This window comes from Allobosea sp., from assembly GCF_030695125.1.
Lineage (GTDB): Bacteria > Pseudomonadota > Alphaproteobacteria > Rhizobiales > Beijerinckiaceae > Allobosea.
Map to the genome: position 1 here is coordinate 112,900 of NZ_JAUYTP010000006.1, position 18,575 is coordinate 131,474.

Here is an 18,575-nt window from a genome sequence, read left to right on the forward strand (position 1 = left end):
GGAAACGCGGTGGATCCACCAAGGTTCCCAATCTCGCCACATTTCGCCGGCGTCGCTTGCAGCCCCCTGTAGCCCGTGCTTAAGCCACGACGAAACAGTCAGAAAACGAGACCCGAAGGTGCCGCTGCTTTCGATCTTCATCATCGCGCGCGACGAGGCCGATCGCATCGAGCGGACGATCGAGGCGGTCCGGAGCCTCAGCGACGATATCGTGCTGGTCGATTCCGGCTCGACCGACGGCACCCAGGACCTCGCCGCGCGCCTCGGCGCCCGCGTCATCCCCAATCCCTGGCCGGGATACGGTCTCCAGAAGCAGTTCGCCGAAGACCAGTGCCGCCATGACTGGCTTTTGAATCTCGACGCCGACGAGGTGGTGCCGCCGGCGATGGTGGCCGAGATCGCGGCGCTGTTTGCCGGCAGCGGCCCGGCGGCCGACGCCTATGAGTTGCGAATCGCCGAGATCTTTCCCGGTGAGCGCGCCCCGCATCGCTTCGCCTACGCGCTCGCACCTGTGCGTCTGTATCGACGGGACAAGGGGCGCTACTCGCCCTCGCCCGTGCATGACCGCGTCGATCTCGCGCCCGGCGCCCGCATCGCCCGGCTCAAGGGCACGGTGCATCATTATTCGGTGCGCTCGCTCGGGGAGCAGATGTCCAAGCTCAACAGCTACAGCGATGCCCAGGCCGATGACCTCGACAAGCGCGGCGTCTGGCTCTCGGTTTTTCGACTCGCCGTCGAGTTCCCCGCCAACTTCATCAAGGCCTATATTGGCCGCCGCCACGCCCTGCGCGGCGTCTACGGCTTCATGACCGCGATGAACTACGCCTTTTATCGCTATCTCAGGGTCGCCAAGCATTGGGAGCGGCGGCTGCAGCGCCGCGCGCCCGAGCAGGCCGCGGCGGCATCCCGCCGGACGCCGGCCGCGTCGTCGAGGGAGACGCCCGATGTCTGAAGTCGCTCTGGTGACGGGTGGGGCGCGGCGCATCGGGCGTGCCATCGTCGAGCGGCTGGCCGAGGCCGGCTATGCCGTCGCGATCCATTGCGGCAGCGCTCGTGCGGAGGCCGAGGCTCTGGCCGACGCGATCATTCAGCGCGGCGGCCGTGCCATTGTGGTGCAGGCCGATCTGGTCGACCCTGCAGCCGTTGCGGCTCTGGTGCCGTCTGTCGAGGCGGCGCTCGGTCCGGTGACCCTGCTCGTCAACAATGCCTCGAGCTTCCTGATCGACGAGGTGACCGCCATCGACGTCGCCACCTGGAACCGCCAGTTCTCGATCAATCTGCGCGCCCCCTCGGTGCTGGCCGGCGCGCTGGCCAACCACCTGCCCGCGGGGCGCCATGGCGCGATCGTCAACATCATCGACCAGCGCGTCTGGAAGCTGACGCCGCAGTATTACTCCTACACCCTGACCAAGGCCGCCCTGCTGACGGCGACCAAGACCATGGCCCAGGCGCTGGCGCCGCGGATCCGCGTCAATGCGGTCGGCCCCGGACCGACCTTGCCCAATCCCCATGACGGGCCAGAGGCCATGGAGCAGGAGGCCGCCGGAACGCTGCTGCAGCGCACGATCGACCCGCGCGAGATCGCCGAGGCGGTGCTGTATCTGGCGCAGGCGCGCGCGATCACCGGCCAGATGGTCGCCGTCGATGCCGGGCAGCATCTCGGCTGGCGCACGCCCGACATCGTCGGCTGACGCGCGATCAGGCGTCCGGATCCGGTCGGTAGGGCGCCCGGCCACTGGCGAGCGCGCTGTCGAGCAGTTCGAGCCGGTCCTGCCCCCAGAACACCTCGCCATCGAGCACATAGCTCGGCGCGCCGAAGACACCGGCGGCGATCGCAGCCGCGATAGTGCCCTCATAGCTTTGCACCACCGCTTCGCTGTCGGCCACGAGCGCCAGAGCCTGCGCATCGAAGCCGCAGGACTGGGCCACCCGGGCCACCGCCCCGGGCTGCGTCATGTCCTCGTTGCGCGACCAGACGCCGGCCATGATCTCGCCCATGAAGCGGCCCGGATCCCCGCCTGCCTGCACGATCGCGATCAGGAAGCGGTCGGCGAGCGAGGGATCGAACGGAAAATGCTTCGGCTGCAGCACCAGCGGCACGTTGCGGCGCTCGCGCCAGCGCTGCAGGTCCATCAGCCGGTAGCGCTGGCGCACCGGATGGCGCTTCGGCAACGGCAGGCCGCCCGTCTCGTCGAAGACCGCCCGCAGCGGCACCGGCCGATAGACGATCATGCAGCCATGGCGCTTGGCGATGTCGAGGAAGGTCGCGTGCCCCAGATAAGTCCAGGGCGAGTGCAGCGAGAAATAGTAGTCGATGGCGCGGGGCATGGGCGTCTTTCGGCTCGGCGAGGACACGCACGATAGCGGCCCGCGAAATCGAGGAAAGCCGCAGCCACGCATGACAGGGTTGGCGAGCAGCGTTATACTCGATCTTGGTAACGTCTCGGGTCAGGCCATGGGCAAGAACACCTCGATCAGCCTCAGCGACCATTTCGTCAGCTTCATCGAATCGGAGGTCGAGAAGGGTCGCTACGGCTCCGCCAGCGAGGTCGTGCGGGCTGGCCTGCGCCTGCTCGAGGATCAGGAGGCCCGGATCGCCGCCCTGCGCGCCGCGCTCGACGAGGGCGAGGCGAGTGGTTTCGATGAAGAGTTCGACTTCGATGCCTTCATCGAAGCGGAAACAAAAAAGGCGGGGGAGCACGCTTGAAGCGGTACATCCTCCGTCGCCGCGCCAGCGCCGATCTGAAGGACATATCCGCATTTTCCGAACGCGAATGGGGCCGATCGCAAGCGAACGTTTATCTCCGCCGCATTCAGCGGGCGGTCGAGCATCTTGCTGAGACACCCGACATGGGGCCGGCCTGCGACGAGATCAAACGAGACCACAGAAGATTCCCCGTCGGATCTCATGTCGTCTTCTACCGCAAGACTTGCGACCGCATCGAGATCGTTCGCATCCTGCACCAGAGCAGGGACGTCGTTCGGCACCTGAAGTGATGGTTAAACCAGCGTGATCGCCGAGATCAGCCGCCCGTAATCCGGCTCGCCGCGATGCGTCGTCCGGCGATAGCTGAAGAAGCGCTCTTCATCGCCATAGGTGCAGAGTGACAGATCGAGGAAGCGCCCGATGCCGGCTTCCTGCGCCCGCAGACCGATGAAGGCCGGCAGGTCGAACATCGCATGCGCGGCGCGCTCGGACGCCGTGAAGAAGCGCGCATAGGTCGCGTTCTGCGCCTTGAAGCGCTCGACGAATTCCGGTCCGACCTCATAGGCCTTCGCACTGATCGTCGGCCCCAGCACCGCGAGGATGCGCTCGCGCCGCGCGCCGAGCTTCTCCATCGCGGTCACGGTCGAGGCGACGATTCCCGAGAACGCCCCCTTCCAGCCCGCATGCGCGGCGCCGATGACGCGCGCCTCGCTGTCGGCGAAGAGGATCGGCCCGCAATCGGCGGTCGAGACACCCAGCGCGACGCCGGGCGCAGCGCTGACCATGGCGTCGGCCTTCGGACGCTCGCCCTGCCAGGGGCCGCCGACGATCTCCACATCGGCCGAATGCACCTGATAGAGGCTGACGAGATGCGACGGCTCGACCGCCAGATGCGCCGCCATCCGCCTGCGATTCTCGGCGATGGCCGCCGCATCGTCGGAGGATCCGAGCCCACCATTGAGCGAGGCGTAGATCCCGGTCGAAACGCCGCCCTCGCGCGTGAAGAAGGCGTGGCGGATGCCAGGCTCGGCGGCAAGATCGGGGGAGGTGATGAACATCGTGTCGTCCGGTTTCAGCGAGGTGCAGCTCATGTCAGCCCTGCTCTGGCAGGCGATGAAGGTCAAATCCGGGCAAGGGCGGCAGGCCCGGATGCGAGACCGCGAGAACCTTGAACAGATCGCCCATGCCAGTGACGCCCCGTTCGGTCAGCCGGTCGAAGGCCGAGTTGATCGACGCCGCTTGCTCCGGCGTCGCCTTTCTCGACAAGGCCTGCGCCCGCTCGGCCAGGCCCAGCGCCAGCAGAAAATCCGCTTGCCGGACGGGCCCGTGCGTCGCGGCACTGGCCCGCAGCGCCGCCTGCGCCATACGGGCGAAATCGACATGGACGGTGACATCCGCCTCGCCGGGCTCGTCCAGCGGATCGACGAAAGCGTGCCGATGCATCGCCTGCAGCGTGTCGCCGAAGCCTGATTGCAGCGAGCCATAGTCGATCAAGAGCGCCCCGCCACCATGACGCGCCAGATGCGATGCGACGCCCGACACCAGCGACATGGCCGCCAGCGGCTGCTCGAGCACCGCGCCGGGCGGCGCCGTCGCGGGCCCCGCCCCGTCTGAAGCGGTTGCGGCCAGCCCGAACGCAAGGCGCCCCTCCTCGTCCAGCCCGACCATGCGCTCGTGCCAGCCCTGTTGCGTCATCACGAATTGGTCGATCGGGAGCGCGTCGAGCAATTCGTTGGCGACGATGATCGCGGTGCCCTCCAGCGCGGTCTCGACCCGCTCGTGCCAGACCGGTTCAGCCTTGCCGGCAAGCGTCGCGGCCTGAATCTCGCGCAGCACCGGGCTGGTCTCGACCAGATGCACCGCTGCCGCCGCGTGAAACCCCGGCACGATTCGCGTCGCGCGCAGCATGTCCGCCATCAGCGTGCCGCGTCCGGGACCGATCTCGATCAGGGCGAAGCGCGAAGGCGAGCCCATCGCCTGCCAGAGATGGGCCGCCCAGAGGCCGATCATCTCGCCGAACATCTGGCTGATCTCCGGCGCGGTGGTGAAGTCGCCCTGCCCACCGAAGGGATCGCGCGTCATGTAGTAGCCATAGCGTGGATGGCCCAGGCACAGCGCCATGAAGCGCGAGACGGGAAGCGGGCCTTCCTCCGCGATCAGGCGGATCAGCTCCGCCTTCAGCGCGCTCACACGGCCTCCCGACGGGCGCGCAGCACGAGAAAGAGCCCCGCCGCGAACAGCGGCAGCGAGAGCAGCATGCCCATCGTGATGCCGCCCGAGAGCGCATCGACCGAGGCCCCGAACAGGAAGCCGAGCTGCGGATCGGGCTCGCGGAAGAACTCGCAGACGATGCGCGCCACCGCATAGCCCATCCCGAACACGCCGGCGACGAGGCCGGGCCGCTTCAGCCCGCCGGCCCGCACCAGCAGCGCCAGCAGGATGAACAGCAACAGCCCCTCGCCCAGCGCCTCGTAGAGTTGGCTCGGATGGCGCGGCAGCGGCCCGCCGCCCGGAAACACCATCGCCCAGGGCACACCCGGCGCCGGCCGGCCCCACAACTCGGCATTGATGAAATTGGCGATGCGCCCGAGGAACAGCCCGATCGGCACAACGGCGGCGGCGATGTCGAACACCGCCAGCGCCGGATAGCCGCGCCGCCGCGCGAACAGCCACAGGCCGGTCGCTGCGCCGATCAGCCCGCCATGGAAGGACATGCCGCCCTGCCAGATCGCCAGGATGTCCTGCGGCCGATCGAGATAGCGCGCCAGATCGTAGAACAGCACGAAGCCGAGCCGCCCGCCGAGCACGACGCCGAGCGCGACGAAGAGCAGCATGTCGTCGAGTTCCTCGACCTTGGGCCGGGCACGCCCCGCCCAGAGCGGCTCGGCCGCGACCAGCCGGCGCGCATACCACCAGCCGCCAAGCAGGCCGACGACATAGGCCAGCCCATACCATTTGACCGAGAGCGGCCCGAGCTGCAGCGCGACCGGGTCGATCACCGGGAAGGCGATGGCGAAGGTTGGCATGGGCAAAGCGTCCGGATGGCGGGCGGGTGGTGATGGTCACCGCAACGCCGCGAGGTCAAGTGGGGTGGCCGCGCGCCGCTCACCACGATTGATGGCATCGCCATCATAGTGATATCATCTCGGACCGAAAGAGGAGGCTCGCCATGCCGTCAGTCACCGTTCGCAAGCTGTCCGACGAGACGCATCGGGCTCTCAAGATCCGGGCCGCGCGCCATGGCCGCAGCACCGAAGCCGAGATCCGTCATATCCTCGACGCCGCGGTCAATCCGGCGCCGCGCATCAAGCTCGGCTCGCTGCTCGCCGAGATCGGCCGCGAAACCGGGGGCTTCGATACCGAGGGCCTGCGTGACAAGACGATCTCAGAGCCGGTGAGCTTCGAATGATCCTGCTCGACACAAACGTCGTGTCGGAAGCCTCGAAGCCAGGCGGACACCCGAATGTGAAAGCCTGGCTTGATCGACAGCCGACGGACAGTCTCTATCTGTCTGCGGTGACGGTGGCCGAACTGCTCTGGGGTATCGCAGTCCTCCCGAATGGCCGGCGCAAGCATTCGCTCGAAGACGTTCTCCGCAGTCGCGTCCTGCCTGTTTTCGAAGGTCGCATTCTGCCCTTCGACACGGCGGCCGCCGAGGCCTATGCGCAGCTCCGGGCGCATGGCCGCGCGACCGGAAAAGCCATCGCGACGGTCGACGGCTACATCGCCGCCATCGCGCTCGCCCATCGCCTGACCGTGGCGACACGCGACACCGCTCCTTTCGCGGCAGCGGGCCTGGCGGTGATCAACCCCTGGACCGCCTGACCCGACACATCACAGCTTCACGATCAGCTTGCCGAAATTGCCGCCCTCGAGCAGCCCGATGAAGGCCTCTGGCGCCCGTTCCAGCCCCTCGACGATGTCTTCCTTGTACTTCACCGCCCCGCTGGCGATCCAGGCCGCCATCGCGCGCTCGAAATCGGGCCGCTGAGCGATGAATTCACGCTGGATGAAGCCGCGGATCAGCAGACTCTTGGACAGGACCTGCCGCATCAGCACCGGCAGGCGGTCGGGCCCCTCGAAGGCGCCGGTGGCGTTGTACTGCGCGACCAGCCCGCAGACCGGGATGCGCGCAAAGGTGTTCAGCAGCGGGAACACCCCGTCCCAGACCTTGCCGCCGACATTCTCGAAATAGACGTCGATCCCATCCGGGCAGGCCGCCGCGAGCTGCGCCGCGAAATCCGGCGCCTTGTGATCAATCACGGCGTCGAAGCCGAAGCTGTCGCGCACCACCGCACATTTCTCCGGCCCGCCCGCGATGCCCACAGCCCGTGCACCCTTGATCCGCGCGATCTGCCCCACCGCCGAACCGACAGGGCCGCTGGCGGCCGCGACGACGACGGTCTCGCCGGTCTTCGGCTGGCCGATCGTCAGCAAGCCCGCATAGGCGGTGAAGCCCGGCATACCCAACACGCCGAGCGCCGTCGTCACCGGCGCGGCAGCCGGATCGAGCTTGCGCAGCTGATCGCCCTTCGCCAGCGCATGCGACTGCCAGCCGGAAAAGGATAGCGCGATGTCGCCCGCCGCAAAGCCGGGATGGCGGCTCTCCAGCACCTCGGCGACGGTGCCGCCTTCCATGACGGCGCCGATCTCGGTCGGCGCGGCGTAGCTCTTCGCCGCGCTCATCCGCCCGCGCATATAGGGGTCGAGCGAGAGATAGAGGATCTTCAGCAGCACCTCGCCTTCGCCGGGAGTCGGGATCGGCGCCCGCTCAAGCCGAAAGTTGTCCGGCGCAGGGCGCCCCTCGGGACGCGAGGCCAGGGCGATGCGCAGATGATCGGCTTTGGGCACGGGGGACATCCTGAATGGAGAATGGCAGAGGCGTTGCCGTTCATATGGGAACGCCCCGCCCCCAAGGACAGCGCCGGGGATCGCTTTAAGGCCCCGATAGGCGCGTCATGAATCTGATTCGACCGATCCGCCGCGCCCCGCTTCGCCACGCGCCGTCAGACGCTCGAAGGCGGAGGGTCGGCCGCGAGCCTGCCAGGCCGCGATGAGGGCGGCGGCGTTTCGCTCCGGTGCGATCAGGCTATCGACCTCGAAATCGTAGAGGCAGTAGTCGTGGATCTGGAAGAAATCGCGCCGGGCATCGCCGACGGGTCGGTCGCCGCGCGCCAACTCCCGCCGCTCCAGCTCCGCCAGATCGCAATGCACGCCGACGAAAAAGACGTCCTGTCCCGCCAGAGTGCCGACGAGCCGGTGCAGCCAGGCTTCGCTCTCCATGATGTGCTCGACGATCAGGCTGTTTCCGGCCCGAAGATAGGCCAGCAGCGACTGCTCGAAGCCGATGAAGAACGGCTCCCGCATCGCGCGCCAGGCGAACTCGCCGTTCTTGATGCGGGCAGAGGGCAGCACGCCGGAATCACGCAGATGATCGATCGAAATGTGCCAGAAAGGCCGGTCGATCTTCGCCTGAACGGCTCTCGCGAGCGACGACTTGCCGCTCGACGAGGCCCCGTTGAGCAGGATCATCTGCCCGGCTGGCACCACATTCTCAGCCGACATGCGCCCAACACTCCGTCTCGACCGCAGGGGTACGCTCCTGACATGACGAAACGCCCGGCACATCCTACATGCAGCCGATGAATCGCGAACCGACCCAGCATCCGCCCGAACCCGACCTGCCGGACACCGGGCCCGCCATCGAGCCCGAGGCCGAGGAGGCCTTCCCCACCCCTGCGCTCGATCTCGGCGAGACCGCGCCCGGCGCGCTGAAGCACGGCATCGAGGTCATCGCCGGCTTCGCCAAGCATCTGCCCAACAAGCCCGGCGTCTACCGGATGTTCGATACCGCCGGCGAGGTTCTCTATGTCGGCAAGGCCAAGAACCTGAAGAACCGGGTCACGGCCTATGCGCGGGGCATGGCCCACACCAATGCGGTCGCCCGGATGATCGCCGAGACGGCGAATATGGAGTTCGTCACCACGGGGACGGAAACCGAGGCGCTGCTGCTCGAATCCAACCTGATCAAGCAGTTGCGGCCGCGCTACAATGTGCTGCTGCGCGACGACAAGAGCTTCCCCTACATCCTGCTGAGCGGGGACCACGAGGCGCCGCAGATCGCCAAGCATCGGGGCTCGCGCCAGCGCAAGGGCGATTATTTCGGCCCCTTCGCCTCGGTCTGGGCGGTGGAGCGGACGATCGACGCGCTGCAGAAGGCCTTTCTGCTGCGCTCCTGCACCGATTCCTTCTACGAGAACCGCACGCGCCCCTGCCTGCTCTTCCAGATCAAGCGCTGCGCCGGCCCCTGCACGGGCGAGATCGCGATTCCCGACTACCAGGCGCTGGCCTCGCAGGCGCGCGACTTCCTCTCGGGCCGCTCCTCCAACGTGAAGCAGCTGCTCTCGACCCGGATGCAGGAGGCGGCCGAGGAGCTCGAATTCGAGAAGGCGGCGCGCTATCGCGACCGGCTGGCGGCGCTCTCGGCCGTGCAGGCCGGGCAGGACATCAACACGCAAGGCGTCGAGGAGGCGGATGTCTTCGCCATCGACGAGCAGGCCGGGCAGTTCTGCGTCGAGATCTTCTTCTTCCGCAACAAGCAGAATTGGGGCAACCGCGCCCTCTTCCCGCGCGCCGACCGCAGCCTGACGCCGGCGGAGGTGCTGGCCTCGGTCGTGACCCAGTTCTACGACGACAAGCCGCCGCCGCGCCTCGTGCTGCTTTCGCATGAACTGGCGGAGATCGACCTGATCACGCAGGCGCTGTCGGCCCGCGCCGGCCGCAAGGTCGAGGTCGCCCATCCCAAGCGCGGCGAGCGCGTCGATCTCGTCGAGATGGCCCGCAAGAACGCCCGCGAGGCGCTCTCGCGCAAGCTCGCCGACAATGCCGGCCAGACCTCGCTGCTGGCGGCGCTCGGCGCCGCCTTCGGGCTCGCAAAATCGCCGCGCCGCGTCGAGGTCTACGACAACTCGCACATCATGGGCACGAACGCCGTCGGCGGCATGGTCGTCGCGGGCCGGGACGGCTTCATGAAGAGCCATTACCGCACCTTCAACATCTCCACCGACACCATCGCCGGCGACGATTTCGGCATGATGCGCGAGGTGCTGCAGCGGCGCTTCGCAAGGCTGGCGAAGGAAGCGGGGACCGCGACCGGCTCTCCTCCCCCTTGTGAGGAGGAGTTGGAGGTGGGGGTCGCGCCGCTCGGCGAGCCCCCGACAGGCGGCACCACCCCCATCCCTCTCCCTTCCCCACAAGCGGGAAGGGAAGCGCCTGTTCCGGCAACCGCCGAACCCGACGACGACAGCTTCCCCGCCCGCCCCGACCTCGTCATCGTCGACGGCGGCAAGGGCCAGTTCGAGGCCGCGCGTCGGATCATGGCCGAGCTCGGCGCGCAGGACATTCCGCTGGTGGCCATCGCCAAGGGCGAGGATCGCAACGCCATGCGCGAGACCTTCCACATGGCGGGCCGCGAGCCCTTCAAGCTGCAGCCGCGCGATCCGGCGCTGTACTTCATCCAGCGCCTGCGCGACGAGGCGCATCGCTTCGCCATCGGCACGCATCGCGCGCGGCGCAAGAAGGACACGATGAAGAACCCGCTCGACGAGATCCCGGGCATCGGCCCGTCGCGGAAACGGGCGCTGCTGTTGCACTTCGGCACGGTCAAGGCGATCAAGCGCGCCAAGCTCGACGATCTCATGCGCACCCCCGGCGTCAATGCCGCCACGGCCCAGGCGGTGCATGATTATTTTCACGATGGCTGACGCCGACCTGCAAAGTCGCCTCATTGCGTGTTGACGCTGTCACAACCCGGCTGCTTTGGTGATGCCCGTGACGATTCTTCCAGATGCCATCCGCCGGCGCGGACCATGGTCCCTGCCGAACCTGCTCACCTACGGCCGAATCCTGGCGATTCCGGCCGTGGTCGGGCTGTTGTTCTGGCCCAAGGACGATTGGGTCCGCTGGATCGCGCTCGCGGTCTATGTCGCGGCGGCGGTGACGGATTATCTCGACGGCTGGATTGCGAGGGCCTGGAGCCAGCAATCGGCGATCGGCCGCATGCTCGACCCCATCGCCGACAAGCTCCTGGTCTGCGCCCTGCTGCTGATGCTCGTCCATACCGAGACGATCAAGGGCTGGGCGATCTGGGCGGCGATCGTCATCCTCTGCCGCGAGATCCTCGTTTCGGGCTTGCGCGAGTTCCTGGCCGAGCTGAAGGTCAGCGTGCCCGTCAGCAAGGTCGCCAAATGGAAGACCACGGCGCAGCTGCTGGCGCTGGGTTTCCTCGTCGCCGGCCCGGCGGGCGACAAGGTTCTGCCCTATAACTCCGAGATCGGCATCGTGATGCTCTGGATCGCGGCCGGCCTGACCATCTACACCGGCTGGGATTACTTCAACGCCGGCATCCGCCACATGGTCGACGAGGACGCGCGCGGCTCATGACGCAGGCTCCCGCCCCCTCCGCCGCGGCGGCTGTCCCGCGCAGCGTCCGACTGGTCTATTTCGCCTGGGTGCGTGAGCGTGTCGGGCTCGCCGATGAGCAGGTCGAGCTGCCCGCCGGCGTCAATACCGTGCTCGATCTGGTGCGCTGGCTGAAAACCCGCGACGAAGGCTACGCCGCCGCCTTCGCCGACGAGACGCTGGTGCGCGCGGCCATCGACCAGAGCCACGTCAAGCCGGGCGCGCACCTGGACGGCGCCCGCGAGATCGCCTTCTTCCCGCCGATGACGGGCGGTTGAGATGACCGCCCCTCTGTCATTCCGGGGCGCGCCGAAGGCGCGAACCCGGAACCCACGACCGGGCTCAGCCCGTGACATGGCGCAGTCCTGGCTCACCGGGTCATGGATTCCGGGTTCCGCGCTGCGCGCGGCCCCGGAAAGACAGAGGGCGGCATGACGCCGACCATCCGCATCCAGCGTGAGGATTTCGACCTCGCCGCCGAGATCGCCGCGCTCTCGGCCGGCCGCCGCGACATCGGCGCCGTGGTCAGCTTCACCGGCCTGTGCCGGGACGAGGGCGGCACGCTGGCGGCCCTCGAACTCGAGCATTATCCCGGCATGGCGGAAGCCGAGATCGCCCGCGTCGCGGAGACAGCCGCCGCGCGCTGGCCGCTGATGGGCCTGCTCGCCATCCACCGCTACGGGCTCGTCGCACCAGGCGAGCAGATCGTGCTGGTGATCGCGACGTCAGCGCATCGCCGCGCCGCCTTCGAAGCGGCGGATTTCATGATGGACTATCTCAAGACCCGCGCGCCGTTCTGGAAGCGCGAGCACCTCGCCGACGGCACGACCGGCGGCTGGGTCGAGGCCAAGCAGGAAGATGACGATGCCGCCGCGCGCTGGAGTTGAAGCCAGTGTGATCGCGTGCGCGCTGATGCTGGGGCTGACCGTGTCGGCCCAGGCACAGATGGGCGAGATGAAGACTTTTCGCGACTGGATCGCCGGCTGCGACAACACGCGAAATTGCACCGCGCTCTCGCTGCCGAGGGAGACCGATGACGAGGTCGCTTTCCTGCGTCTTGACCGCGCCGCCGGCCCGGACTCCGCCCCTACGCTCGCTCTGAAGCTGCGAACGCAAAAGCTGAAACCCCGCTTCGACATCGAACTGGTGCTGGATGGCGCAGCCTTTCCCGCCACCGGCCGTCGTTTGCCCGCCACCAGCATCAATGGCGAAGTGGCCGAGATCGTGATCGCCCCCGCGGAGGCCGAAGCGCTGATCGCGGCCGCGCGCAAGGCGACGGTGCTGACGGCACGGGTCGATGCGCGAAGCTTCACGATCTCCCTCGCCGGCTCGGTTGCTTCCATGCTCTGGATCGACGAGCGGCAGGGCCGGCTGAACACGCCGACCGCCCTGATCCGGAAAGGCACGGCCGGCACGGCCCCATCTGCCCCCGCCTTACCCGTGATCGCGAGCAAACCAGCCTCGGGCCAGGCACTGGCGTCGATCCAGGCTGCGGCGCTGGTCAAGGCGATGCGCACCGAGCTGAACCGGCGCGAGCCCAACTCCTGCGAGGAGATATCCGACGGTTCCGATGGGGCGTTCCCACTGGACGATTCGACCCGGCTGGTCGTCGTCGCCTGTTCGCGCGGCGCCTACAACGTCAACAGTCAGTTCTGGCTGGTCACGGGCCGCGATGTCGCCAAGGCGAAGCCCGCCGCCTTCGAGGGCAGCGGCAACAGCCCCGCCAACGAACTGGTCAACGCCGATTTCGACCCCGAGACGGGTCAGGTGAGCTTCTACGCCAAGGGCCGCGGCATCGGCGATTGCGGCGCCTCGGGCTCCTATGGCTGGAACGGCACGCGCTTCGTCATGCTCGGCTTCATAGCGATGAGCGAATGCCGCCTGATCCCGGGCGACGACTGGATCACGCTGTTTCGGAGCGTCGGCACGGCTGCGAACTAGCGTCATTCTCGGGCGAAGCGAAGCGCAGACCCGAGAATCTCCTGCCTGAGATGCCCGGGTCAAGCCCGGGCATGACGGCCTACATTCACGCCGCCTTCGGCTTCGACCGCACGGCGTCGGAGTAATCCTCCATGATCACCTTGCCCATATTGCCGGTGACGAAGGAATAGGGGCCGATCTCGGAGACCAGCGTCACCTCCGCCGCCGAGCCGGTGATGAAGCACTCGTTGAAGCCTTCCAGCTCCTCGGGAAGGATCCGCCGCTCGACGACCTCGAAGCCGCGCTGGCGGCAGAGATCGATCACAGACTGGCGGGTGATGCCGTTCAGGAAGCGGTCGGCCAGGGGCGTGTGAATCACGCCATCCTTGATGAAGAAGATGTTGGCGCCGGTGCATTCGGCGACGTTGCCTTCCCAGTCGAGCATCATCGCGTCCGCATAGCCCGCACGCTCCGCCTTGTGCTTGGAGAGCGAGCAGATCATGTAGAGCCCCGCCGCCTTGGCGTGGACCGGCGCGCAGGCCGGGTCCGGCCGGCGATAGGCGGCGACGTCGAGGCGCACGCCCTTCAGTTTCTGGGCCATGTCGAACATGCTCGGCCACTCCCAGACCGCGATCGCGGTATGGATCGTGTTGTTGAGGCCCGACACCGCCATCATCTCCGAGCCGCGCCACGCGACCGGGCGGATATAGGCGTCCTTGAGCCCGTTCTCCTTGAGGCAAAGTTCCTTCGCCGCATCCAGTTCGGCGACCGACCAGGGGATCGTGAAATCCATGATCTCGGCCGACTTATGGAAGCGCTGCGAGTGCTCGGTGCCCTTGTAGATCACGCCGTCATAGGCGCGCTCGCCCTCGAACACGCAGGAGCCGTAATGCAGCCCATGGGTCAGTACGTGGATCTTGGCGTCCTTCCAGGGCACGAGCTTGCCGTCGAACCAGATGACGCCGTCGCGCTGGTCGAAAGGAATGACTGACATGGGGTGCTCCTCTTGGCACGACCGGGCCTGCCGATCCGCCGCGCCCTGACACCGTCACCATGGCGGGAGGGGCGAAGATCGGAATTATACTGCGCTGCAACATCGTCTGGCGACATAATCCGTCGCCCAGCGCGCTTGACCGGTAATCTTGCGTCTGAGATATGTCAACATCACTGACATAAATTTCAGGACGGATGCGATGGCCCCGACGCAGCCCCGACCCGACGACGCAGCCGGGCCCGCCGCGACGGGCGAGGCCGTGCCCTACGACCTCGTCGAGCTCCTGTTCTTCGCCTATCGCGACTTCGTCGGCGGCCCCGACCTGATCCTGGCCGAGTACGGTTTCGGCCGCGCCCATCACCGCGTGCTGCATTTCGTCCTGCGCCGCCCGGGCCTGACCATCGCCGAACTGCTCGACATCCTGAAGATCACCAAGCAAAGCCTCAACCGCGTCCTCAAGGAACTGGTCGAGACCGGCTTCGTCGAGCAGCGCACCGGCGTCCAGGACAAGCGCCAGCGTCATCTCCACGCCACCCCGGCGGGGCAGGATCTCGCCTTGCGCCTCGTGCGCCTGCAGGCGAGGCGGATCAACGCTGCGCTCGGGGATCTCGCGCCCGGCGCGGCGCAGACCGTCGCGCTCTATCTCGCGGGGTTGATCGATCCCTCCGAACGCCACAAGGTGCAGGGCTTCCTCGCCGCACCGCGGTAAGGGTCGCCACGGCGACCAAGGTCCTGACCGAGGCGCCGCAGACCACGGCGAGCCGGACGAAGGCAAGACAGAAGGCGCAACACAGATGGCCGCACAGCCGGCGCGCAAGCCGCTTCCCGACGAAGCCCCCCACATCCTCGTGGTCGATGACGACCGCCGCCTGCGCGAGCTGCTGGCGCGTTTTCTGGGCGATAACGGCTATCGCGTCACCACGGCGGCCAATGCCGCCGAGGCCGATCTGCGGCTCGCCCGCCTCGTCTTCGACGCGATCGTGCTCGACATCATGATGCCAGGCGAAAACGGCTTCGACTTCGCCCGCCGCTTCCGCGTCGACTCGGCCGTACCGATCCTGATGCTGACCGCCCGCGCCGATGGCAAGGACCGCATCAACGGCCTCGAGATCGGCGTCGACGACTATCTGGCCAAACCCTTCGAGCCGCGCGAACTGCTGCTGCGCCTCGGCAACATCCTCAAGCGCACGATGGCGGCCGAGCCGGCGCAGGCGGCAAGGCCCGATTTCGTCCGCTTCGGCCCGTTTCTCTACGGGCTGTCGCGTGGCGAATTGCGCAAGGACGAGGAGCCGATCAGGCTGACCGAGCGCGAGCGCGAGATCCTCACCGCTCTGGCCGAGCGCGCGGGCGAGGTCGTGCCCCGCGAGGAGCTCGCGGCGCAGGGCACGGCCGCCAACGACCGCACCGTCGATGTCCAGATGAACCGGCTGCGCCGCAAGATCGAACGCGACCCCGCCGATCCGCTCTATCTCCAGACCGTACGCGGTGTCGGCTACCGCCTCGTCACGGACAGGACGTGACCCCGCTCGAACCCGGCAGGCGTCGCAACGGGGTGGCGCAGACGATCGGTGCGGGATGGGGCCGCCTGGCCACGGTCGCCCAGCGCTGGCGGCGCGACCTCAACAACCGCCTGAAGCCCGTGCTGCGGTTCGCCGGCCGGCCGCTGCATGTCATCGCGCGCTATATGCCCAAGGGCCTCTATCCGCGCGCGCTCGTCATCGTCATCGCGCCGGTGGTGCTGCTGCAGTCGGTCATCGCCTATGTCTTCATGGAGCGGCACTGGCAGACCGTGACGCAGCGCCTGTCCTCGGCCGTCTCGGCCGACATCGCCGCGATGATCGACGTCTATGAGAGCTATCCACAGGATGCCGACACCAGCGTGCTCTCGCGCATCGCGGCCGATCGGCTGGGCATGGACATCGACATCATCCCCAACACCGATCTGCCGCCGCCGGGGCCGCGCCCCTTCTTCTCGCTGCTCGACAGCGCGCTCTCGGCCGAGCTCGCCCAGCAGGTCGCCCGCCCCTTCTGGCTCGACACGGTCGGCCGCTCCAGCCTGATCGAGATCCGCGTCAAGCTCGACCGGGACGTGATGCGCATCCTGACGCGGCGGAACTCGGCTTATGCCAGCAACAGCCACATCTTCCTGCTCTGGATGCTCGGCACCTCGCTGATCCTCCTGACCATCGCGGTTCTGTTCCTGCGCAACCAGATCCGCCCGATCCTCAAGCTCGCCGATGCGGCCGAGGCCTTCGGCAAGGGCCGCGACGCCGAGTTTCGGCCGCGCGGCGCCCGCGAGGTTCGCCGCGCCGGCAACGCCTTCATCGAGATGAAGCGCCGCGTCGAGCGCGCGGTCGGCGAGCGCACCACCATGCTCAACGGCGTCAGCCACGATCTGCGCACCATCCTGACCCGCTTCAAGCTGTCGCTCGCCTTGCTCGAGCGCTCCTCCGAGATCGAGGCGCTGGAGAAGGACGTCGACGAGATGGCCCGCATGCTCGAGGACTATCTCGCCTTCGCCCGCGGCGATGCCGGCGAGACGGCCGTCGAGACCGACATCCGCGGCCTGCTCGAGGAGCTGAAATCGGACGCCGAGCGCCAGGGCCACCAGACCGAACTCACCGTGGTCGGCGACCCGCTGGTCGTGGTCCGGCCCGATGCCTTCCGCCGGCTGATGACGAACCTCGTCTCCAACGCCGCCCGCTATGGCGACCGCATCGCCATCCGCGCCACCCATGATGCGCGCTACCTGATCGTGATGATCGACGATGACGGCCCCGGCATCCCGCAGGACCAGCGCGAGGACGTCTTCCGCCCCTTCTTCCGCCTCGACGAGGCCCGCAACGTCGATTCCGGCGGCACGGGCTTAGGGCTCGCCATCGCCCGCGACATCGCCCGCGCCCATGGCGGCGACATCATCCTGGCGGATTCGCCGCTGGGGGGGCTGCGGGCGACGGTGCGGCTGCCGGTTTAGCAGGCTGTTGAAAAACCCGCTCGCCGCAGGGCATTCGGCGTGATTCATTGTCTTCGAAGGGTTTCGGATATCTCTGCATGCGCGGTGACGACAATCGGACGGGCGAGCTTTTCAGCTACGTCGATCTTGAAGCGCGGGTTCGGCGCGACCATCCGCTGCGGGTGGTCCGGGCGATCGTGAACGAGGCACTCGGCGCGCTGAAAGGCGAGTTTGCGGCGCTCTATTCTCCGATCGGGCGGCCGTCGATCCCGCCGGAGAAGCTGCTGCGGGCGATGCTTCTTCAGGCGCTCTATTCGATCCGCTCGGAGCGGCTCCTGATGGAGCGGCTGGAATACGATCTTCTGTTCCGTTGGTTCGTCGGCATCGGCGTGGACGATCCCGCATGGGACCACTCGACGTTCTCCAAGAACCGCGACAGGCTGCTGGAAGGTGACATCGCCGCGAAGTTCCTGGCAGCTGTTCTGGCCCAGCCCAGGGTCAAGCGGCTCCTGTCGAGCGATCACTTCTCGGTGGATGGCACATTGATCGAGGCCTGGGCGTCGATGAAGAGCGTCAGGCCGAAAGATGGTCCGGCCGAGCCGCCAGCCCGGGCCGGCGGGCGCAACGCCGAAGCCGATTTCCACGGCCAGAAGCGGAGCAATGACACGCATGCCTCGACGACCGACCCCGACGCGAGGCTCTACAAGAAGGGCAAAGGCAAGGAGGCGAAGCTGTGCTTCATGGGGCATGGTCTGATGGAGAACCGCCATGGCCTTCTGGTCGATGCCTGCCTGACCTTCGCCGACGGACATGCCGAACGGGTGGCGGCGCTGCACATGATCGAGCCTTTGGCCGATCGGCCCCGGCGGATCACACTCGGCGCCGACAAAGCTTACGACACGGAGGACTTCGTCAACGAGTTGCGCTCGATGAAGGTGACGCCGCACGTGGCGCGGAACACCAGCGGCCGACGATCGGCGATCGACGGCCGCACGACCCGGCACGGCGGCTATGCCGCCAGCCAGCGCATCAGGAAGCGCATCGAGGAGGCGTTCGGCTGGATCAAGACGGTTGCCGGGCAGGACAAGACGAAGTTCCGCGGTCGCGACCGTGTCGGATGGGCCTTCACCTTCGCGGCCGCCGCCTACAATCTCGTGCGGCTGCCCAAGTTGATGACGGAGACCGGCTGATGGCCAGGGTCCCCGCCTTCGCCAAAGCCTTCGCCGGCCGTTGGCGCATCGTCGAGATGGACACCTGGGACAATGAGTTCCTCGACCTTGTCGAGGAGGCGCACCTCACGTTTAAGGGCGCGGCGATCGCCTTCGGCGCGCTCAAGGGCTTCCTCGACGTCCGCTACGGTGCACGAGACGGTTCCGCCTGCGCGGAGTTCTCGTGGGAGGGACACGACGAGAATGATCCCGCCTGCGGTTGCGGATGGGCCGCAATCGGCACCGCCGGCCGCCTCGTCGGGCACTTCTACATCCACAACGGCGACGAGTCAGGCTTCGTCTGCGAACGCGTCTGACTTCTTCAACAGCCTG

The 18,575-nt window shown here is 67.4% G+C and carries 23 protein-coding genes; 16 read left to right on the forward strand and 7 right to left on the reverse strand.

Going from position 1 to position 18,575, the window contains the following annotated elements:
* Positions 1 to 118: 118 nt before the first annotated feature.
* Positions 119 to 952 carry a glycosyltransferase family 2 protein gene (locus tag Q8S38_RS01200; protein WP_305678588.1) on the forward strand — a complete coding sequence of 278 codons (834 nt, stop codon included), beginning with the start codon at positions 119 to 121 and terminating at the stop codon, positions 950 to 952.
* Positions 945 to 1,691 (forward strand): SDR family oxidoreductase, encoded by a 747-nt coding sequence (locus tag Q8S38_RS01205; RefSeq protein WP_305678589.1) that lies wholly within the window; start codon positions 945 to 947, stop codon positions 1,689 to 1,691. Before Q8S38_RS01200 ends, Q8S38_RS01205 begins: the two co-directional genes overlap by 8 nt.
* Before the next feature lie 7 nt (positions 1,692 to 1,698).
* Here the strand turns inward: Q8S38_RS01205 and Q8S38_RS01210 are convergent, their stop codons facing one another.
* Positions 1,699 to 2,328 (reverse strand): 2-hydroxychromene-2-carboxylate isomerase, encoded by a 630-nt coding sequence (locus Q8S38_RS01210; protein ID WP_305678590.1) that lies wholly within the window; start codon positions 2,326 to 2,328, stop codon positions 1,699 to 1,701.
* Positions 2,329 to 2,455: 127 nt separating this feature from the next.
* On the opposite strand from Q8S38_RS01210, the gene Q8S38_RS01215 reads away from it, so the two are divergent.
* Positions 2,456 to 2,707, forward strand: a complete 252-nt coding sequence (locus tag Q8S38_RS01215; RefSeq protein WP_305678610.1) for a type II toxin-antitoxin system ParD family antitoxin — start codon at positions 2,456 to 2,458, stop codon at positions 2,705 to 2,707.
* Positions 2,704 to 2,997, forward strand: coding sequence for a type II toxin-antitoxin system RelE/ParE family toxin (locus tag Q8S38_RS01220; RefSeq protein WP_305678591.1), 294 nt, complete (start codon positions 2,704 to 2,706; stop codon positions 2,995 to 2,997). The genes Q8S38_RS01215 and Q8S38_RS01220 overlap by 4 nt, the downstream gene beginning before the upstream one ends.
* A 3-nt stretch (positions 2,998 to 3,000) precedes the next feature.
* On the opposite strand, the gene pgeF is transcribed toward Q8S38_RS01220, so the two are convergent.
* Genes pgeF through lgt form a run of 3 tightly spaced genes read right to left on the reverse strand, consistent with a single transcriptional unit; the run spans position 3,001 to position 5,733 of the window.
* The gene (gene pgeF, locus Q8S38_RS01225) at positions 3,001 to 3,765 is read right to left on the reverse strand and encodes a peptidoglycan editing factor PgeF (RefSeq protein WP_305678611.1); all 765 of its coding nucleotides are present in this window, start codon (positions 3,763 to 3,765) and stop codon (positions 3,001 to 3,003) included.
* A 34-nt stretch (positions 3,766 to 3,799) separates the two neighbouring features.
* Positions 3,800 to 4,897, reverse strand: a complete 1,098-nt coding sequence (locus tag Q8S38_RS01230) for a class I SAM-dependent methyltransferase (RefSeq protein WP_305678592.1) — start codon at positions 4,895 to 4,897, stop codon at positions 3,800 to 3,802.
* Positions 4,894 to 5,733, reverse strand: a complete 840-nt coding sequence (gene lgt / locus Q8S38_RS01235) for a prolipoprotein diacylglyceryl transferase (protein ID WP_305678593.1) — start codon at positions 5,731 to 5,733, stop codon at positions 4,894 to 4,896. The genes Q8S38_RS01230 and lgt overlap by 4 nt, the downstream gene beginning before the upstream one ends.
* Before the next feature lie 143 nt (positions 5,734 to 5,876).
* Here lgt and Q8S38_RS01240 point away from each other — a divergent pair, with 143 nt between their 5' ends.
* On the forward strand, positions 5,877 to 6,116 hold the full coding sequence (locus Q8S38_RS01240) for a FitA-like ribbon-helix-helix domain-containing protein (protein WP_305678594.1): 240 nt from the start codon (positions 5,877 to 5,879) through the stop codon (positions 6,114 to 6,116).
* Positions 6,113 to 6,532: a type II toxin-antitoxin system VapC family toxin gene (locus tag Q8S38_RS01245; RefSeq protein WP_305678595.1), complete on the forward strand. Its 420-nt coding sequence runs from the start codon at positions 6,113 to 6,115 to the stop codon at positions 6,530 to 6,532. Before Q8S38_RS01240 ends, Q8S38_RS01245 begins: the two co-directional genes overlap by 4 nt.
* A gap of 9 nt (positions 6,533 to 6,541) precedes the next feature.
* Here Q8S38_RS01245 and Q8S38_RS01250 read toward each other — a convergent pair whose 3' ends face one another.
* Positions 6,542 to 7,558 carry an NADP-dependent oxidoreductase gene (locus Q8S38_RS01250; protein ID WP_371125812.1) on the reverse strand — a complete coding sequence of 339 codons (1,017 nt, stop codon included), beginning with the start codon at positions 7,556 to 7,558 and terminating at the stop codon, positions 6,542 to 6,544.
* Positions 7,559 to 7,663: 105 nt separating this feature from the next.
* Positions 7,664 to 8,272: a chloramphenicol phosphotransferase CPT family protein gene (locus tag Q8S38_RS01255; protein WP_305678597.1), complete on the reverse strand. Its 609-nt coding sequence runs from the start codon at positions 8,270 to 8,272 to the stop codon at positions 7,664 to 7,666.
* 77 nt (positions 8,273 to 8,349) lie between these two features.
* Here Q8S38_RS01255 and uvrC point away from each other — a divergent pair, with 77 nt between their 5' ends.
* The 5 genes from uvrC (at position 8,350) to Q8S38_RS01280 (ending at position 13,108) form a co-directional block, all read left to right on the forward strand.
* The gene (uvrC, locus tag Q8S38_RS01260; protein WP_305678612.1) at positions 8,350 to 10,470 is read left to right on the forward strand and encodes an excinuclease ABC subunit UvrC; all 2,121 of its coding nucleotides are present in this window, start codon (positions 8,350 to 8,352) and stop codon (positions 10,468 to 10,470) included.
* 67 nt (positions 10,471 to 10,537) lie between these two features.
* Positions 10,538 to 11,149, forward strand: coding sequence for a CDP-diacylglycerol--glycerol-3-phosphate 3-phosphatidyltransferase (pgsA, locus tag Q8S38_RS01265; protein WP_305678598.1), 612 nt, complete (start codon positions 10,538 to 10,540; stop codon positions 11,147 to 11,149).
* Complete coding sequence (gene moaD / locus Q8S38_RS01270; protein WP_305678599.1) at positions 11,146 to 11,445, forward strand: molybdopterin converting factor subunit 1; 300 nt, start codon at positions 11,146 to 11,148, stop codon at positions 11,443 to 11,445. The genes pgsA and moaD overlap by 4 nt, the downstream gene beginning before the upstream one ends.
* 153 nt (positions 11,446 to 11,598) lie before the next feature.
* Positions 11,599 to 12,054, forward strand: coding sequence for a molybdenum cofactor biosynthesis protein MoaE (locus Q8S38_RS01275; RefSeq protein WP_305678600.1), 456 nt, complete (start codon positions 11,599 to 11,601; stop codon positions 12,052 to 12,054).
* Entirely contained in the window at positions 12,032 to 13,108 is a 1,077-nt protein-coding gene (locus tag Q8S38_RS01280) for a DUF1176 domain-containing protein (RefSeq protein ID WP_305678601.1), read from the forward strand. Before Q8S38_RS01275 ends, Q8S38_RS01280 begins: the two co-directional genes overlap by 23 nt.
* Positions 13,109 to 13,193: 85 nt before the next feature.
* Here Q8S38_RS01280 and Q8S38_RS01285 read toward each other — a convergent pair whose 3' ends face one another.
* Complete coding sequence (locus Q8S38_RS01285) at positions 13,194 to 14,081, reverse strand: branched-chain amino acid aminotransferase (RefSeq protein WP_305678602.1); 888 nt, start codon at positions 14,079 to 14,081, stop codon at positions 13,194 to 13,196.
* A gap of 199 nt (positions 14,082 to 14,280) precedes the next feature.
* Between Q8S38_RS01285 and Q8S38_RS01290 the strand changes: the two genes are divergently transcribed.
* The 5 genes from Q8S38_RS01290 (at position 14,281) to Q8S38_RS01310 (ending at position 18,559) form a co-directional block, all read left to right on the forward strand.
* A complete protein-coding gene (locus tag Q8S38_RS01290) occupies positions 14,281 to 14,790 on the forward strand; it encodes a MarR family winged helix-turn-helix transcriptional regulator (protein ID WP_305678603.1) in 510 nt (169 codons plus the stop codon).
* Positions 14,791 to 14,875: 85 nt separating this feature from the next.
* Positions 14,876 to 15,601: a response regulator gene (locus Q8S38_RS01295; RefSeq protein ID WP_305678604.1), complete on the forward strand. Its 726-nt coding sequence runs from the start codon at positions 14,876 to 14,878 to the stop codon at positions 15,599 to 15,601.
* Positions 15,602 to 15,711: 110 nt separating this feature from the next.
* The gene (locus Q8S38_RS01300) at positions 15,712 to 17,055 is read left to right on the forward strand and encodes an ATP-binding protein (RefSeq protein ID WP_305678613.1); all 1,344 of its coding nucleotides are present in this window, start codon (positions 15,712 to 15,714) and stop codon (positions 17,053 to 17,055) included.
* A 77-nt stretch (positions 17,056 to 17,132) separates the two neighbouring features.
* Complete coding sequence (locus Q8S38_RS01305) at positions 17,133 to 18,224, forward strand: IS5 family transposase (RefSeq protein WP_305678605.1); 1,092 nt, start codon at positions 17,133 to 17,135, stop codon at positions 18,222 to 18,224.
* Positions 18,224 to 18,559, forward strand: a complete 336-nt coding sequence (locus tag Q8S38_RS01310) for a hypothetical protein (protein ID WP_305678606.1) — start codon at positions 18,224 to 18,226, stop codon at positions 18,557 to 18,559. The genes Q8S38_RS01305 and Q8S38_RS01310 overlap by 1 nt, the downstream gene beginning before the upstream one ends.
* Positions 18,560 to 18,575 lie beyond the last annotated feature (16 nt).

Coding starts and splice junctions, on each gene's coding strand:
- Q8S38_RS01205 (WP_305678589.1), top strand. CDS start 945: ATGTCTGAAGTCGCTCTGGTGACGGGTGGGGCGCGGCGCATCGGGCGT.
- lgt (WP_305678593.1), bottom strand. CDS start 5,733: ATGCCAACCTTCGCCATCGCCTTCCCGGTGATCGACCCGGTCGCGCTG.
- Q8S38_RS01215 (WP_305678610.1), top strand. CDS start 2,456: ATGGGCAAGAACACCTCGATCAGCCTCAGCGACCATTTCGTCAGCTTC.
- Q8S38_RS01275 (WP_305678600.1), top strand. CDS start 11,599: ATGACGCCGACCATCCGCATCCAGCGTGAGGATTTCGACCTCGCCGCC.
- Q8S38_RS01255 (WP_305678597.1), bottom strand. CDS start 8,272: ATGTCGGCTGAGAATGTGGTGCCAGCCGGGCAGATGATCCTGCTCAAC.
- Q8S38_RS01305 (WP_305678605.1), top strand. CDS start 17,133: ATGCGCGGTGACGACAATCGGACGGGCGAGCTTTTCAGCTACGTCGAT.
- Q8S38_RS01285 (WP_305678602.1), bottom strand. CDS start 14,081: ATGTCAGTCATTCCTTTCGACCAGCGCGACGGCGTCATCTGGTTCGAC.
- moaD (WP_305678599.1), top strand. CDS start 11,146: ATGACGCAGGCTCCCGCCCCCTCCGCCGCGGCGGCTGTCCCGCGCAGC.
- Q8S38_RS01245 (WP_305678595.1), top strand. CDS start 6,113: ATGATCCTGCTCGACACAAACGTCGTGTCGGAAGCCTCGAAGCCAGGC.
- Q8S38_RS01210 (WP_305678590.1), bottom strand. CDS start 2,328: ATGCCCCGCGCCATCGACTACTATTTCTCGCTGCACTCGCCCTGGACT.
- uvrC (WP_305678612.1), top strand. CDS start 8,350: ATGAATCGCGAACCGACCCAGCATCCGCCCGAACCCGACCTGCCGGAC.
- Q8S38_RS01290 (WP_305678603.1), top strand. CDS start 14,281: ATGGCCCCGACGCAGCCCCGACCCGACGACGCAGCCGGGCCCGCCGCG.
- Q8S38_RS01295 (WP_305678604.1), top strand. CDS start 14,876: ATGGCCGCACAGCCGGCGCGCAAGCCGCTTCCCGACGAAGCCCCCCAC.
- Q8S38_RS01310 (WP_305678606.1), top strand. CDS start 18,224: ATGGCCAGGGTCCCCGCCTTCGCCAAAGCCTTCGCCGGCCGTTGGCGC.
- pgeF (WP_305678611.1), bottom strand. CDS start 3,765: ATGTTCATCACCTCCCCCGATCTTGCCGCCGAGCCTGGCATCCGCCAC.
- Q8S38_RS01240 (WP_305678594.1), top strand. CDS start 5,877: ATGCCGTCAGTCACCGTTCGCAAGCTGTCCGACGAGACGCATCGGGCT.
- Q8S38_RS01280 (WP_305678601.1), top strand. CDS start 12,032: ATGCCGCCGCGCGCTGGAGTTGAAGCCAGTGTGATCGCGTGCGCGCTG.